Origin of the sequence: Streptomyces sp. NPDC051921, from assembly GCF_040680975.1 — a bacterium.
In the GTDB taxonomy this organism is placed as follows: domain Bacteria; phylum Actinomycetota; class Actinomycetes; order Streptomycetales; family Streptomycetaceae; genus Streptomyces.
In genome coordinates, this window is record NZ_JBFAXU010000014.1 from 1 (window position 1) to 13961 (window position 13961).

The window sequence follows — 13961 nt, forward strand, 5'->3', positions numbered from 1 at the left end:
CGCGCGCAGCGATGGCCTCCAGGACGGTGGACATGCCGACCAGGTCGCCGCCCATGACGCGGACCATGTTGATTTCGGCCGGGGTCTCGTAGTGCCGGGCCGGGGTGGGGAACGGCGCGGCCGGGCGGGCGTGCGGCGCGGCGCACCCGGCTCCGCTCCGGCGGCCTGCGTACGGTGGGTCAACTCCCTTCGGCGCCCGCCCTCTTGCGCGCCCCCGGACAGGCCCCTACTCTCGCCCCCAGTGAAAGTTAGGAAGCTTTCCTATTAGTCTCCTCCGAGAAGTGGAGTGACATGCCCCCCACCATCAACGCGCTCCGGCGCCACCGCACGGCGGCCCTCGTCGCCGCCGCGGCCACCGGCCTCCTGCTCCCCGCCCTGTCCGGCCTCACGCCCGCCACCGCCGCGGCCGGCAACCTCGCGCAGGGCCGACCCGTCACCACGTCCTCCACGGAGACCAGCACCCTCACCGGCGCCAAAGCCGTCGACGGCTCGACCACCACCCGCTGGGCCAGCGCCGAAGGCGTCGACAACCAGTGGATACGGATCGACCTGGGCGCGGGCACCGCCGTCAAGCGGGTCGTGCTCAAGTGGGAGGCCGCCTACGCCAAGTCGTACCGCGTCGAGGTCTCCGACGACGGCTCCACCTGGCGCCAGCTCTACGCCACCACCTCCGGCGACGGCGGCACGGACGACCTCACCGTCGACGGATCGGGGCGCTACCTGCGTGTCTTCGGCACGCAGCGCGGCACCCCTTACGGCTACTCCCTCTGGGAGGTCGAGGCGTACGGCACCGGGTCCACCACCCCGCCGTCCACCGGCAAGAACCTCGACGACCCGGCCAAGAAGGAGGTCGCCATGAAACTGGTGTCCTCCTTCGAGAACTCCTCCCTCGACTGGCGCGCCCAGTTCGCCTACATCGAGGACATCGACGACGGCCGCGGCTACACCGCCGGCATCATCGGCTTCTGTTCCGGCACGGGAGACATGCTCGACCTCGTCGAGCGCTACACCGCCAAGAAGCCGAGCAACCCGCTCGCCTCGTACCTGCCCGCCCTGCGCAGGGTGAACGGCACCGACTCCCACCAGGGCCTCGACCCGGGCTTCACCAGCGCCTGGCGCCAGGCCGCCCAGGACTCGGTGTTCCAGCAGACCCAGGAGGAGGAGCGCGACCGCGTCTACTTCAACCCCGCGCTCTCCCAGGCCAAGGCGGACGGTCTGCGCGCGCTCGGCCAGTTCGCCTACTACGACTCCGCCGTGATGCACGGCGAGGACGGCTTCCGCTCCATCCGCCAGGTCGCCCTCTCCCGGGCCCTCCCGCCGTCCCGCGGCGGCGACGAGAAGGCCTACCTCAACGCCTTCCTCGACGCGCGCGAGGAGGAGATGCGCAAGGAGGAGGCGCACAGCGACACCACGCGCGTGAGCACCGCCCAGCGCCGCTTCCTCAACGAGAACAACTTCGACCTCAACACTCCGCTGTACTGGAGCGTCTACGGAGAGTCCTTCTCCCTCACCGGCTGACGCGAGCGGCGACGACGGCGCGGCGGCGGTGCGGAGCAGGTCTCCGTACCGCCGCCGCGCCGTCGTCATGGGTCACCGCCAGGCCGGGTGGCCCTCCGACACCTCGCCGGTGGTCAGGCGCCGCTCGCCCGTGCCGTCCGCCCGCACCGCCCAGATGACCGGCTTCTCGTACGGTCCGCGGACGAAGGCCAGCCAGTTCCCGTCCGGAGACCACGCGGGGTCCATCTCGTGCGCCCCGGTCTTCACCAGAGGCCGGTCCCCGGTGCCGTCGGTCCGGACGAGGCGGATGTCGCCCGCCGTGGGCCCTCGGTAGGTTCCGGCGGTGTACGCGAAGGTCTTGCCGTCCGGGGACCAGACGGCGTCGAGCGCCGGGTGCGGCAGCCGGGTCACCTGCTCGGGCCCCTTGTCGGGGTTCGACGGATCCACCACGTACACCTGCCAGTTGCCCGGGGAGGACGCCTCCTGCGAGATGGCGATGCGCGAGCCGTCCGGGGACCACGACGGATCCTCCACCCGGCCGGTCCCGTGGGTGAGCTGGCGGGCCGAGCCGTCGGCGACCTTCACCTCGAAGAGCTGCTGCACGCCGTCCTGCTTGCGCAGCACCGCGAGCCGTGTGCCGTCCGGCGACCACGACACCCGCCCGCCGGAGATCTCCGCGACACGCCGCGCGCCCGAGCCGTCGGCCTTCGCCGTCCACACCGCCGTGCCCTCGGACGTCGTGCGCGTGAACGCGAAGGAGGCGCGGTCCGGCGCCCACTGGGGCAGGAAGTCGCAGGTTCCGTCCGGCACCAGCCGGCGGGGCTCGTCCTTGGTCGACGGGCGGACCGCGATCACCGCGTGACAGTTCCGCGGCCAGCCGGGCGCGGTGTCCTCACGCACCAGGAGCTGCGTGTTCGGGAACGCGGCGGGCCCCGCAGCGGTGGACGACGTGCCGCCTCCGGGCTTCGTCCCGGGGCCGGGCTCCCCCTTCCACGGCTGCCATACGAACAGGCCGGCCGCGACGGCCGCGGCCACGACGAGGGCGGCCGCGACGGCGACGCGACGACGGGGCCGCGTCGTGGGGGAGGGGGCCGGGTACTCGGTCGGGCGGTCGGGCGGCGGACCCGGCGCGACCGTCGGTGTCGGTGTCGGTGTCGGTGTCGGAACCGGCGGTACGGGCGGGGGCACGGGAACGGGCCCGGGCGGAGTGCCCTGCCCGGCGGCCGTCGGCTCGCCCGCCGTCCCGGGCCCGGAGGGGGGCGTCGGCGGGGGCGTCGTGCCCGGTCCGCTCACGGCGGTCGGTTCGGGTGCCGTGCCGGGTCCGCCGGCCGCGGTCGGTTCATGGGCGGTCCCCGGTGCGCTCGCGGCGGCCGGTCCGGGCGCGCCGCCCGCCGGCCCGGACTCGGCCGCCGTCGGCTCGCGGGGCACCTCTGCCGCGCCGGGCTCCTCCCGTACGACGGCGGTCGTGGGATGTCCCGGGACCGTGCGGAGGAGGTGGGTGGCGGCGTCCGGGAGCCAGCCGCCGTCCGGTCGGTGATGGACCGTCAGGGCGTCGAGGAAGGCCGCGGGGGTGGGGCGGGCCGCCGGGTCCTTGGCCAGGCAGGCGGCGACCAGGTCGCGCAGGGACGCGGGCACGGCGCCCAGGTCCGGTTGTTCGTGGACGACCCGGTAGAGCCAGCCCACCGACGATCCGTCGCCGAAGGGCGAGCCGCCCGCCGCCTGGCCGAGCACGACCCCCAGCGCGAACATGTCGACGGCCGGCGTGATCGTGCCTGCCGTGAGCTGCTCCGGGGCGAGATAGCCGGGCGTGCCGACCTGGAGGCCGGTACGGGTCAGGGCGGCCGTGCCGTCCAGGGCGCGGGCGATGCCGAAGTCGATGACGCGCGGCCCGTCCTCGGCGACGATGATGTTGGCCGGCTTGAGGTCGCGGTGGATCACCCCGGCCCGGTGGATCGCGTCCAGTGCCTCCGCGAGGCCGGCGGCCAGGACGGTGAGGCTGTCCTCGGGGAGCGCCCCCACCTCGTCGAGCACCGCCCGCAGGGTGGGCCCGGGCACGTACGCGGTGACCAGCCAGGCCGGATGACCGTCGGGGTCCGCGTCCACGACCGGCGCCGTGTGGAAGCCGCCGACCTGCCGCGCCGCCGTCACCTCACGGGCGAACCGGCGCCGGAACTCCGGGTCGGTGCTCAGATCCGGACGTACGACCTTGACCGCGACCGCCCGGCCGGACCGGGAACGGCCGAGGTAGACCACTCCCATGCCACCTTGGCCGAGCCGTCCGATCAACCGGTACCGGCCGTCGCCGACCGATTCCGGGTCCCCCGCCTCCAACGGCTTCATACTGCCCCCTCACCAGACGTACTGTGCAGGGTTCTCCTACCAGCCGCGCGGTGCCCTGGTCGAGCACCGTGCGGTCCGGGCGTCGGGAACCGCCGGCCGGCTGCTCCCGCTCAGTCCTCCAGGGAGTGCTCCTCCCAGGTCTCGTCGTCGGGGTCGTACTCGGTCCGCGCGGACTCCCAGGTGGCCGACGCCAGCTCCACGCCGGGGACCTCGCCGAGGAGGGCGATCGGGTCGATGAAGTGGGCCAGCGAACCGGACGGGTCGAGGTCGATGGCCTCGACGGACTGGGCACGCTCGCCCTCGTCCATGTACTCGTCGTCCTGGACCTGGGCGAGCGCGGCGTCCTTGAGGGCCTGCTCGTCGGTGATCTCGGCGACGAGCTCGATGGTGACCCGCACGTAGCGCGGGCCGGACTGCTCGGATGCGGGTTCGAAGGTGGTCATCCGGGAAGCTTAGGCGACGTCCGGAACAGCGGCGTCCGGCCCCTCGGGGAGGGGCCTGGCGACGACGCCGAGCGGCGTCTCCTGGTGTCCGCCCGAGGCGAGGACGCGCACTTCGTCACGGTCGCTGATCTCCGCGCGGATGATGCCGGTCGGGTCGGCGTAGACGGGATGGCCGCCGGGGCCGGACGCCGAGGTGCGCTCCACGACCACGGCGTCACGGGTCGAACCCGCGGCGTCGGAGAACACCAGCTCGTACCTGCGTGCGCTCACCCGGCCATCTTACGCCCGCCCCCCGATCCGGGCCGGTCCCCGCGGCGCGTCCCGGCGCGCGGTGGGGTGCACCGCCCGGTCACGGCGTCGGCCCTCTCAGGCCGCCGCATCCGTCACCGCGTCGACGAGGGCGGCCAGAGCGACGCCCAGGGCCCGCGCCCCCGGTCCGGCCGGTCCGCCCGGCTCGGTCATGTACAGGTCCCGGCGGATCTCCACCATGAGCGCGCTCACCCGTGGGTCCCGGCCGTAGTGCGCCAGCGGCACGTACGTCCCGGCGAACGGGCTGTCCATGCCCACGCCGCCGAAGCCGGCGAACGCCCGCCGCGCCGCCGCCAGCAGGGCGGGCGGCGTGTGGAAGCGGTCCGTGCCGAGGCAGACGGGCGGCCGGGGGCCGTCGCCGTGCAGCTCGTACGGGAGCGCGGCGGTCGGGTACGAGTGCACGTCGACGATCACCGCGCGGCCCGTCGCCGCGAGCCGTTCGTCGACGGCCCGGGTCATGGCCTCGGCGTACGGGGTGAAGTACCGCTCCACGAGCGGTGCGGGGTCGAATCCGGCCGGGCGCAGCTCGGCACGGTGCGTGGTGCGCGTGTACACGGCTCCCATCCCGACCGAGAGCATCTCCTCACGCTCGTCGGGGAAGCGCTCGGGGTCGACGACCAGCCGGGACAGGCGGTTGAGGAACCGCCAGGGCGTCGCGTCGGCCGATGTCGCGGCCACGGCGGCGACGACGTCCGTGTGCCCGTCGGTGATGTGGTCGAGCTCGCGCTCCAGCGCCGCGTCGCCGAGGACGATGTCCGCGCGGACGTCCGAGGGGACCAGCCGGGACGAGTGCGGCACGTGGAGCAGGACGGGGGAGTCCGGGGCGCCGGTGACGAGCTCGAAGGAGGGGGCGGCGGCGGACGGCGGGGCGGCATCGGTCATCGGGCGGGCTCCTCGGGACGGACGTGCGGGCGCCGGCGGAGGGACGTTCGCGACCCTGCGCGACGGACGGCGGGGCGTGCGCTACGGACGGCGGGGCGTGCGCGACGGACGGCGGGCGTGCGCTACGGGAGGGCCGCGCCGCGGGCGGTGATCCACAGCCGGTACCAGTCCTCGTGGCCCAGGTCCGGGGCATCGACGGCGGCGTCGCGGCAGGCGCGGATGCGCTCGGGGTTGGTGGTGCCGATGACCGGGCTGATCCGGGCGGGGTGCCGCTGCAGCCACCAGAGCACGATCGTCTCCGGGGTGGTGTCCTTGGCCTTGGCGAGTTCGGCCACGAGCTCGGCGGTGGCGTACTCCTCGGGGGTCTGCTGGCGCCCGGTGAAGCGCCCCTGCGCGAGCGGGCCCCAGGCCTGGAGGGTGACCCCGTGGTCCAGGCAGTGCTCGACCGTGCCCGCCGGGAAGCCGACGCCCGCCGAGGCGGGCGTGTTGACCAGGACGCCGTCCTCCAACCAGTCCCTGCGGAGCAGGCTCATCTCCAACTGGTTCGCGACCAGCGGAAGTCCGAGGTGCGCCTGGAGCCGGGCCATCTGGGCGGCGTTCATGTTGGAGACCCCGAACCGGCGCACGAGCCCCTGCCGGTGCAGCGACTCCAGGGCCTCGGCGACCTCGGCCGGGTCGGCGAGCGGATCGGGCCGGTGCAGCAGGAGGACGTCCAGGGCGTCCGTGCGCAGCCGGGTCAGGCTCTCCTCGACCCTCCGCACGATCGTCGCCCCGCGCAGGTCGTACATGCCGGGCCGGTCCCCGTCGGCGAGCCGGATGCCGCACTTCGACTGGAGCGTGATCCGCTCACGCAGCCCCGGCGTGCGCGCCAGGACCTCGCCGAAGACGGCCTCGGCCTTGCCGTGCCGGTAGATGTCGGCGTGGTCGAACGCGGTGATGCCGCTCTCCAGGGCCGCCTCGATCGCCGCCTCGGCGGCGTCGACGTCGGCAGGGGACCAGGGACTCGCGTCCCAGCTCCCGCCGAGCCCCATGCAGCCGAGGAGGACACGGTCGGTGCGGACGGGCGTTCGCGCGGTGTCGGTCGTCGAGGTCACGGGCACACCCTGCCACAGGAGGGTCGCCGACCGGAGCGGGCGGACACGCCCCGCGGTCGCGGCCGGTGGGTACCCCGGCCACGTGTGCGCGGACCTCGCCGGGATGTGGCCTCGCCCACCCTCGTCGTACCCGCTTCAACAGTTTGTATACAATCCGACGGAAGCGTCGCCACCGTCCCACCTGCCAGGAACCACGTCCCTTCCCATGAGCACCGACACCGCACCCCCCGAGACCACGACCAAGCTCCGCATCACGGGCCGCGCCCCGGCCCGCCCGGCCCCGGCGGCTGCCGTGCACAGCGTCAGCGCCGTCACGCTCGTCCTGCTCGGTCTCGTGGCGATCGGCGCGGCCATCCACGAGCCCGTCCTGATCCCGCCGCTGGCCGCCAGCGCCGCCTTGGTGCACAGCGTGCCCACGCTGCCCTTCTCGCAGCCCCGCAGCGTCGTCGTCAGCCACCTCCTGGCGGCGGCAGCCGGCTACGCGACCCTCGCCGTCGCGGGGGCCGGCTCCGCCGCCGCGGCCGTGGCCGCCGGCATCACCCTGGCCCTGACGACCCTCGCCCGCACCCCGCACGCGCCCGCCTGCGCCACCGCCGTGGTGATCGTCCTCCAGTCCCCCTCCCCGGCGCGCTTCGTCCCCCTCCTCTTCGGCGCGAGCGTCGTCCTCGTCCTCATGGAGTTCGCGGTCTCCCGCATCCGCCGCGGCGCACCCCGCTATCCGTCCTACTGGTGGTGACCACCCTCCCTGACGCCGGCCGTCAGGGGCGGTACACCACGAGGTCGCGGACCTCGTAGGACATCTCCGTCGTGTCCGGGGACGGGGCGGGGTGGTAGCGGCCCGCGCAGACCGACAGGTTGACGATCAGGTAGGCGTGCCAGGAGCGGCCGACGCCGCGGTGGTCGGCGAACACCTCCTCGCCGTCGAGCCACCACACCACGGAGCGGGCCCCGAACTCGGTCCGCAGGCGGATCCAGCCGCCCGGCCGCACGGCCGCGGCGTGATGGTAGCGGTGCGTGCCGCGCACATGGTTGGACAGCTCCAGCAGGTCGGGGTTGTCAGGGTGGTACTCGAAGACGTCGACCTCCTGCCCGCCGTCGCGCCAGGTCCAGATCGCGGGCCAGGCGCCCGTCTCCTCGGGCAGCCGCACCCGCGCCTCCAGTACGTCCCCGGCGCGCACCTGGAAGCCTTCGGGACTCCCCTCGGTCGTCAGGAGCCCGGCGTCCCACAGCCCGTCCGGGCGGCGCGTCGCACGGAAGACCCCGGACCGCGCGTACGCGGGATCGTCCGACAGGTGGTCCAGCTTGTTGTCGCCCGGATTGACCGGTCCGCCGTCGGGATAGGCCCAACTGCGGCCTGCGACCCACTGCTCCGACGAGCGGAAGTCGGCGGTGAAGACCGGCTCTCCGGCCGGTGACGGTGTGGACATGGCTGCTCCTCGCCTCGGTGGCCCCGCGGGGCCGGCCGTCTCCGGCTGTACTGCCCCCAGGACGCGGCGAGATGCGGAACGGTCCGCTCCTTGACGACAAGTCGCCACACGAGGTCATTCCCGAGCCGGGGCCTCGGCCCGGGCCGTCACCACCCGTGGCAGGGCGCCCGGATGCTCGCGCGCCAGCCAGCCGACCAGCTCCTCCCGCACCGCGCAGCGCGTCGTCCACAGGTCGTCGGCGTCCTTGCCGGTCACCAGGGCGCGCACCGTGACGCAACTGGGGGAGGTGTCGGTGACGGCGAGGTCCCAGGCCCGGCCGTCCCAGGTGGGGCAGGTGTCCAGGAACTCCCGCAGCCGCGCCCGCATCAGCGCGACGGGCACGGAGTGGTCGCAGTGGACGAACACCGTCCCGGTCATCTCGGCACCGCCGCGCGACCAGTTCTCGAAGGGGCGGGACGTGAAGTACGAGACGGGCAGCGTGACCCGGCGCTCGTCCCATGTCCGGACGGCCAGGAAGGTCAGGGTGACCTCCTCCACCACCCCCCACTCCCCGTCCACGACGACCGTGTCGCCGAGCCGCACCATGTCGCCGAACGCGATCTGGAAGCCGGCGAACAGGTTCCCCAGCGTCGACTGCGCCGCCACGCCCGCCACGATGCCGATGATCCCGGCCGAGGCGAGCAGCGAGGTCCCGACCGCGCGGAACGACGGGAAGGTGACCAGCGCCACCGCCGCGGCGAGCACTCCGACGGCGACGGACACCACTCGCATGATCAGCGTGACCTGCGTACGTACCCGCCGCACCCGGGCCGCGTCACGGGACCGCCCCGCGTAGCGGGCGTACGTGGACTCGACGACGGCCGAGGCGACCCGTACGGCAAGCCACGCGCCCCCGCCGATCAGACACAGCGTCAGGACGTGCGTCACCGCCCCCGCGTGCTCCTCCAGCGGGGCCCAGCGCGTCGCGCGGAACGTCCACCCGAGCAGGGCGGTGACGAGCACCACGTACAGCGGGGTGCGGCAGCGGCGCAGCAGACCCCACAGGGGGGTCTCCGGATGGCGCGCGTCCGCGTGCCGCGCGAGCAGGTCCGCCGCGCGGACCGCGGCCAGGGCCACCACGGCCGAGCCGCCCAGGACTATTGCCAGTCGCAGAAGGTTCTCCATGGCTTCCTTGTCGATGCGTGATGCGTGCGTGATGCGTGCGTGGCGCGTGCGTGGCGCGTGCGTCACGCGGACGCGGGTGCGTCCGCGTGCGGTCAGGTCGGCGGGGCGCGCACGCTCAGCGGTTCACCGCCACCACCGCGCGCACCGTCTTGCCCCCGGGCCCCACGTCCACGGTCACCTCGCGGCACAGGTGCAGCACGATCGGCCAGCCGAAGCCGCCCGGTCGCAGGTCCGGCGACAGCGTGTACCGAGGCGTCCGTGGGCTGGAGTCGCTCACCGACACGGTCACGCTGTCCCGCCCCACGGCGAGCGCGAAACCGGTCACCCCGCCCGCGTGCCGCTGGGCGTTGGTGACCAGCTCCGAGGCCACCAGCAGGACGTCGTCCACCTGCGCCGACACGGCCGCCGTACCGGACGTCAGGGCGCGGCGGACCGACCGCCGCGCCTGGGCCGAGGTACGCACGTGCGCCTCCGCCCGGCCCCTGGTGCCGTACGGCTCCCTCACGGGCGTCGACGGGCCGGACCGCACGTCGCCCTGACTGTTCATCACGAGCCCCTTCCCTCCCGGTCGGTGTGATGCGGGCAGTGCCCGCCTGCCCCGGCTCGGCGGAAAGATGCCTGCCGGAGTCCGCTGCGCGTGCCCGCGCGAAGCGGGGGTAGGCGCACTGCCACAGGCGAACGTTCAGCGAGGAACAGGAGGTTGTCCCCGTGCGGACCGAGATGGTCGAGGCGACGACGACGGCCGCGGCGGACGGCGCGTGCCGGGACCTGCCCGTGCTCGAGGCTCCTCACGAGGTCGCGCCCCAGGACGCGCGCGCCCTGTCGAAGGTGTTCCTCCGCGAGTTGGCGGCACGGGAGGAGGGAACGGAAGGCCACCAGTACGTCCGCAGCACCCTGATCGAGATGAACGCGTCGCTGGTCCGGTACGCGGCCGGCCGCTTCCGTGCCCGGGGCGACGAGATGGAGGACATCGTCCAGGTCGGCATGATCGGCCTGATCAAGGCGATCGACCGCTTCGACCTGACCCGGGAGGTGGAGTTCGCGACCTTCGCGGTGCCGTACATCGTGGGAGAGATCAAGCGCTTCTTCCGCGACACGACCTGGGCCGTGCACGTGCCGCGCCGCCTCCAGGAGGCGCGGGTGGAGCTGGCGAAGGCCAACGAGGCCCTGGGCGCCCGGCTCGGCCGGCCGCCCCGCGTCGGCGAGCTCGCGGAGGCGATGGACCTCTCCGAGGAGGAGGTGATCGAGGCGCAGATAGCCGCGAACGGCTACCACTCCACGTCGCTCGACGCGGCCCTCGCCGCCGACGACGAGGAGGAGGACGCCTCGCTCGCCGACTTCATCGGCGGGGAGGACCCGGCGCTCGAGCTCTTCGAGGACTTCCACACCCTCGCTCCGCTCCTGGAGCGCCTCGACGAGCGCGACCGGCTGCTGCTGCACCTCCGGTTCGTGGAGGAGCGGACCCAGTCGGAGATCGGCGCGCGCCTCGGCGTGTCCCAGATGCACGTCTCGCGCCTCCTCGCCCGCAGCCTCGCCCGGCTGCGCGAGGGGATGCTCCTGGACCCGCCCGCCGGGCCCTGACGGCCCGGGCGCGGCGCGCCGACCGCCGGGCCCGGGGGCGCACCACCTGACGGTGCATGCCCCCGGGCCCGGCGCCCTGCCGGGAGCCCGCGCCCTCACCTGACCGAGCGCAGGAACGCCCTCGTCCGCTCCTGCGCGGGCGCGTCGAGGAGCTCATCGGCCCGTCCCGACTCCACGATCCGCCCCCGGTCGAACATCAGGATCCGGTCGGACACGTCCCGGGCGAAGCCCATCTCGTGCGTCACGCAGAGCAGGGTGATGTCCGTGTCCCGCGCGACGTCCCGCAGGACGTCCAGCACCTCGGCGACCAGTTCCGGGTCGAGTGCGGACGTCACTTCGTCGAGGAGCAGGATCTCCGGCCGCATCGCGAGCGCCCGGGCGATCGCCACCCGCTGCTGCTGGCCGCCGGAGAGCCGGGTCGGCCGGGCGTCGACCTTGTCGGCGAGCCCGACCATGCCGAGCAGGTCCCTGGCGCGGACCTCCGCCGCCTCGCGGCTCTCGCGCAGGACGTGCACGGGCGCCTCCATGACGTTCTCCAGCACGCTCATGTGGGGGAACAGGTTGAAGTGCTGGAACACCATGCCGACCCCGCGGCGGCGCTCCGCGAGGTACCGCTCGCTCGCCGGCACCAGCCCGCCGCCGGGCCCGCTCGGCATGTGCGAGTAGGGATCGCCGTCCACGTGGATGACGCCCTCCGTCACCCGCTCGAGGGTCATGAGCAACCGCAGGATCGTGGTCTTGCCCGAGCCGCTCGGCCCGATGAGCGTGACCCGCTCGCCGCGACCGACCGCCAGGTCGAGGCCGTCGAGCACCGTGTGGTCCCCGTACCGCTTGGTGACCCCCTCGAAGCGGACCGCCTCCGCGGGCCCGTCCGGTGTGCCGCCCCCGGGCATCCGCGACGGCAGCCGCCCGCTCTCCTCCTGCCTCCGCCGATCGGGCACCGGCTCGTCCAGGGCCGCCTCTCCGTGCTTGTTCTCAGTGGGCAAGGCGTGCCTCCAGTCGTCGTACGAGCACGGACGTCGGCCAGCTCGCCAGCAGGAACACCGCGGCGGCCAGCGTGAAGCTCTCCAGATAGGCGAAGTGCGTACTGCCGAAGGTGCTCGCCGAGTTGACCATCTCGTGCACCGTGATCACCGACAGCAGCGGGGTCTCCTTGAACATGGAGACGGCGTAGTTGCCGAGCGGCGGCAGCACGTTGCGCACCGCCTGCGGCAGCACCACCGCCCGCCACACCCGCCGGCGCGGCAGCGACAGCGCCGTGCAGGCCTCCCACTGGCCCTTCGGCACCGCCTCGATGCCGGTCCGGTACACCTCGGACAGGTACGTGGCGTAGTGCACCCCGAGGACCAGGACGCCGAGCACCAGCGCGTCCAGGCCGGGGACGAGCACCCACGCCGCGAACAGCTGCACCAGGAGCGGCGTGGAACGCACGAACGCGGCGACCCCGTTCACCGGCGCGGCCGCCCACCGCGGCCCCGCGTGCCCGACGAGCGCCAGGACCAGGCCCAGCACCGCCGCCACCGCGAAGCCGAGGACGGTCGCCATCAGCGTGACCCCGAAGCCCTCCAGCACGACGGGCAGCGCGGCCCGAGCGGCCTCCCCGTCCCACATCACGCACCACCTACCGTCCCGAGCCGCGCCTTCGCCGCTCGCTCAAGCGCGTTCATCGACAGACTCAGGACCGCCGCGAGCGCCCCGTACACCCCGAGCAGCACCAGATACGCCGCCGCCGTGTTCCCGGTCGCCGACCGCAGCTGGTCGATCTCGAAGGTGATGTCGGGCACCGTGACGAGCGACAGCAGCGGTGTCGCCTTCAGCAGCTGGACCAGCAGGTTCTTGAACGGCGCGACCATCAGCGCGTGCGCCTGCGGCAGCACCACCCGGCGCAGCCGCAGCCCGCGACCCATGCCGAGAGCGATCGCCGCCTCGGTCTGGGGCCGCGGCACCGCCGCGACGGCGCCCCGGACCACCTCGGCGCCGTACGCGCCGTAGTTGAGTCCGAGGGCGAGGACCGCGCAGGCCAGCGGCTCGAGACGGAACCCGAGCATCGGCAGGGCGAAGAACAGCCAGAAGAGCTGCACGTAGAGGGAGGTGCCCCGGAAGAACTCCACGACCAGGCGCACCCCGCCGCGCACGGCGAGCCGCCGGGAGCGCGAGAGGAGCCCGAGGCCGTAGGCCACGGCCAGGGCGAAGGCGGCGCCGAGCAGCGTCGCCTCCACCGTGACGAGGAGCCCCTCGCCGAGCCGCGGCAGGGCTCGCCGGAGCTCCGGCAGGAACTCCGTCACGCCGGCTCCTTGCCCGCGCACAGGTCGGCGGTCCGCAGCGAACGGGGCGGCGCCTCCTTCGCGGTGAACCCGTAACGTCCGATCAGCCCCACGTAGCGGCCCGGGTCACCAGTGATCTTCGCGAGCTCCCGGTCGAAGGCGTCCCGCAGGTCCCGGGCCCCCGGCCGGAAGACGGCACCGCCCGCGCTCCACTGCTTCACCCCGCCGATCTCGGGGACGAACGGGGTGCCCACCTCCACCGCCGCACCCGCGTTCGTCCGCGCCAGCCAGCGCAGCGAGATGCCGGTCAGAGCGAAGGCGTCGATCCGGCCCGCGAGCAGCGCGTCGAGCCCGTCCTGCTGCTTGGCCAGCGTCTTCACGGCCTCGTCGGGGACGCCGGCCGCCTTCGCGTAGGAGGCCTCCACGGCCGCGGTGAGCACCCCCACCGTGGCGCCCTCGCGCGCGCAGGAGGCGAAGTCGCCCAGCCGCTTCGGATTCCCCCGGCGGACCATCAGCGCGGTGGGGGAGACGAACTCCGGCTGGGAGAAGATCACCTTGTCGCAGCGCTCGGGCGTGATCGACATCCCGGCGCTCACGACGTCGAAGCGGCCCGCGAGCAGTCCCGGGATCAGGGCTCCGAAGTCGGTGAGCGTGGGGCGTAGTTCGGGCACGCCGAGGGCCTTGAATATCTCGTGGTGGAGCGTCGGGGCCTCGCCCGTGAGCTCGCCGCCGTCCTGGAAGCCGTACGGCGCCTCGCCGGCGAAGCCGACCCGCACGAAGCCCTGCCGGCGCAGCTTGGCGAGCAGCCCGCCGTCCTCCTTCGGCGCCCCCGTGCCCACCTCGGTGCGGCTGCAGCCGGCCAAGAGTCCGGCCGCCCCGATCGCGGGTGCCAGGGCGAGGAATCCGCGCCGGTCGAGGTGTGCGGGACGGGACATGACGGTCCTTCCGGGAGGGGGCGGG

The 13961-nt window shown here is 74.0% G+C and carries 14 protein-coding genes and 3 pseudogenes; 4 read left to right on the forward strand and 13 right to left on the reverse strand.

Translation table 11 applies throughout. The annotated features are described in order from the left end of the window. A pseudogene (locus AB0M16_RS19485) lies at positions 1-112 on the reverse strand (purine nucleoside phosphorylase); the annotation flags it as partial. A 179-nt stretch (positions 113-291) separates the two neighbouring features. On the opposite strand from AB0M16_RS19485, the pseudogene AB0M16_RS19490 reads away from it, so the two are divergent. Continuing rightward, positions 292-714 (forward strand): annotated as a pseudogene (locus AB0M16_RS19490) (discoidin domain-containing protein); the annotation flags it as partial. A gap of 111 nt (positions 715-825) precedes the next feature. After that, positions 826-1518 (forward strand): annotated as a pseudogene (locus AB0M16_RS19495) (chitosanase); the annotation flags it as partial. 72 nt (positions 1519-1590) lie between these two features. Here the strand turns inward: AB0M16_RS19495 and AB0M16_RS19500 are convergent. The 5 genes from AB0M16_RS19500 to AB0M16_RS19520 all read right to left on the reverse strand — a co-directional run bounded on the left by AB0M16_RS19500 (position 1591) and on the right by AB0M16_RS19520 (position 6565). Then, a complete protein-coding gene (locus AB0M16_RS19500; RefSeq protein ID WP_365344424.1) occupies positions 1591-3837 on the reverse strand; it encodes a protein kinase in 2247 nt (748 codons plus the stop codon). A gap of 110 nt (positions 3838-3947) precedes the next feature. After that, the gene (locus AB0M16_RS19505) at positions 3948-4280 is read right to left on the reverse strand and encodes a hypothetical protein (protein WP_365344426.1); all 333 of its coding nucleotides are present in this window, start codon (positions 4278-4280) and stop codon (positions 3948-3950) included. A 9-nt stretch (positions 4281-4289) separates the two neighbouring features. Next, positions 4290-4550, reverse strand: coding sequence for a DUF6296 family protein (locus tag AB0M16_RS19510; RefSeq protein WP_365344428.1), 261 nt, complete (start codon positions 4548-4550; stop codon positions 4290-4292). A gap of 96 nt (positions 4551-4646) precedes the next feature. Next, a complete protein-coding gene (locus tag AB0M16_RS19515; RefSeq protein WP_365344430.1) occupies positions 4647-5471 on the reverse strand; it encodes an N-formylglutamate amidohydrolase in 825 nt (274 codons plus the stop codon). 122 nt (positions 5472-5593) lie between these two features. Continuing rightward, positions 5594-6565, reverse strand: coding sequence for an aldo/keto reductase (locus AB0M16_RS19520; RefSeq protein WP_365344432.1), 972 nt, complete (start codon positions 6563-6565; stop codon positions 5594-5596). A 205-nt stretch (positions 6566-6770) separates the two neighbouring features. On the opposite strand from AB0M16_RS19520, the gene AB0M16_RS19525 reads away from it, so the two are divergent. Continuing rightward, positions 6771-7301: an HPP family protein gene (locus AB0M16_RS19525; RefSeq protein WP_365344434.1), complete on the forward strand. Its 531-nt coding sequence runs from the start codon at positions 6771-6773 to the stop codon at positions 7299-7301. 22 nt (positions 7302-7323) lie between these two features. Here the strand turns inward: AB0M16_RS19525 and AB0M16_RS19530 are convergent, their stop codons facing one another. The 3 genes from AB0M16_RS19530 to AB0M16_RS19540 all read right to left on the reverse strand — a co-directional run bounded on the left by AB0M16_RS19530 (position 7324) and on the right by AB0M16_RS19540 (position 9703). After that, the gene (locus AB0M16_RS19530; protein WP_365344436.1) at positions 7324-7992 is read right to left on the reverse strand and encodes a beta-glucanase; all 669 of its coding nucleotides are present in this window, start codon (positions 7990-7992) and stop codon (positions 7324-7326) included. 114 nt (positions 7993-8106) lie between these two features. Further along, entirely contained in the window at positions 8107-9156 is a 1050-nt protein-coding gene (locus AB0M16_RS19535) for a mechanosensitive ion channel domain-containing protein (RefSeq protein WP_365344438.1), read from the reverse strand. A 115-nt stretch (positions 9157-9271) separates the two neighbouring features. Continuing rightward, a complete protein-coding gene (locus AB0M16_RS19540; protein WP_365344440.1) occupies positions 9272-9703 on the reverse strand; it encodes an ATP-binding protein in 432 nt (143 codons plus the stop codon). 173 nt (positions 9704-9876) lie between these two features. On the opposite strand from AB0M16_RS19540, the gene AB0M16_RS19545 reads away from it, so the two are divergent. Further along, entirely contained in the window at positions 9877-10737 is an 861-nt protein-coding gene (locus AB0M16_RS19545; RefSeq protein ID WP_365344782.1) for an RNA polymerase sigma factor SigF, read from the forward strand. A 95-nt stretch (positions 10738-10832) separates the two neighbouring features. Here the strand turns inward: AB0M16_RS19545 and ehuA are convergent, their stop codons facing one another. The 4 genes from ehuA to ehuB all read right to left on the reverse strand — a co-directional run bounded on the left by ehuA (position 10833) and on the right by ehuB (position 13936). Then, positions 10833-11630, reverse strand: a complete 798-nt coding sequence (gene ehuA / locus AB0M16_RS19550; protein WP_365344784.1) for an ectoine/hydroxyectoine ABC transporter ATP-binding protein EhuA — start codon at positions 11628-11630, stop codon at positions 10833-10835. Positions 11631-11712: 82 nt separating this feature from the next. Beyond that, positions 11713-12348 carry an ectoine/hydroxyectoine ABC transporter permease subunit EhuD gene (gene ehuD, locus AB0M16_RS19555; RefSeq protein ID WP_365344442.1) on the reverse strand — a complete coding sequence of 212 codons (636 nt, stop codon included), beginning with the start codon at positions 12346-12348 and terminating at the stop codon, positions 11713-11715. Beyond that, a complete protein-coding gene (gene ehuC / locus AB0M16_RS19560) occupies positions 12348-13022 on the reverse strand; it encodes an ectoine/hydroxyectoine ABC transporter permease subunit EhuC (RefSeq protein WP_365344444.1) in 675 nt (224 codons plus the stop codon). The genes ehuD and ehuC overlap by 1 nt, the downstream gene beginning before the upstream one ends. Further along, positions 13019-13936: an ectoine/hydroxyectoine ABC transporter substrate-binding protein EhuB gene (ehuB, locus tag AB0M16_RS19565; RefSeq protein ID WP_365344446.1), complete on the reverse strand. Its 918-nt coding sequence runs from the start codon at positions 13934-13936 to the stop codon at positions 13019-13021. The genes ehuC and ehuB overlap by 4 nt, the downstream gene beginning before the upstream one ends. Positions 13937-13961 lie beyond the last annotated feature (25 nt).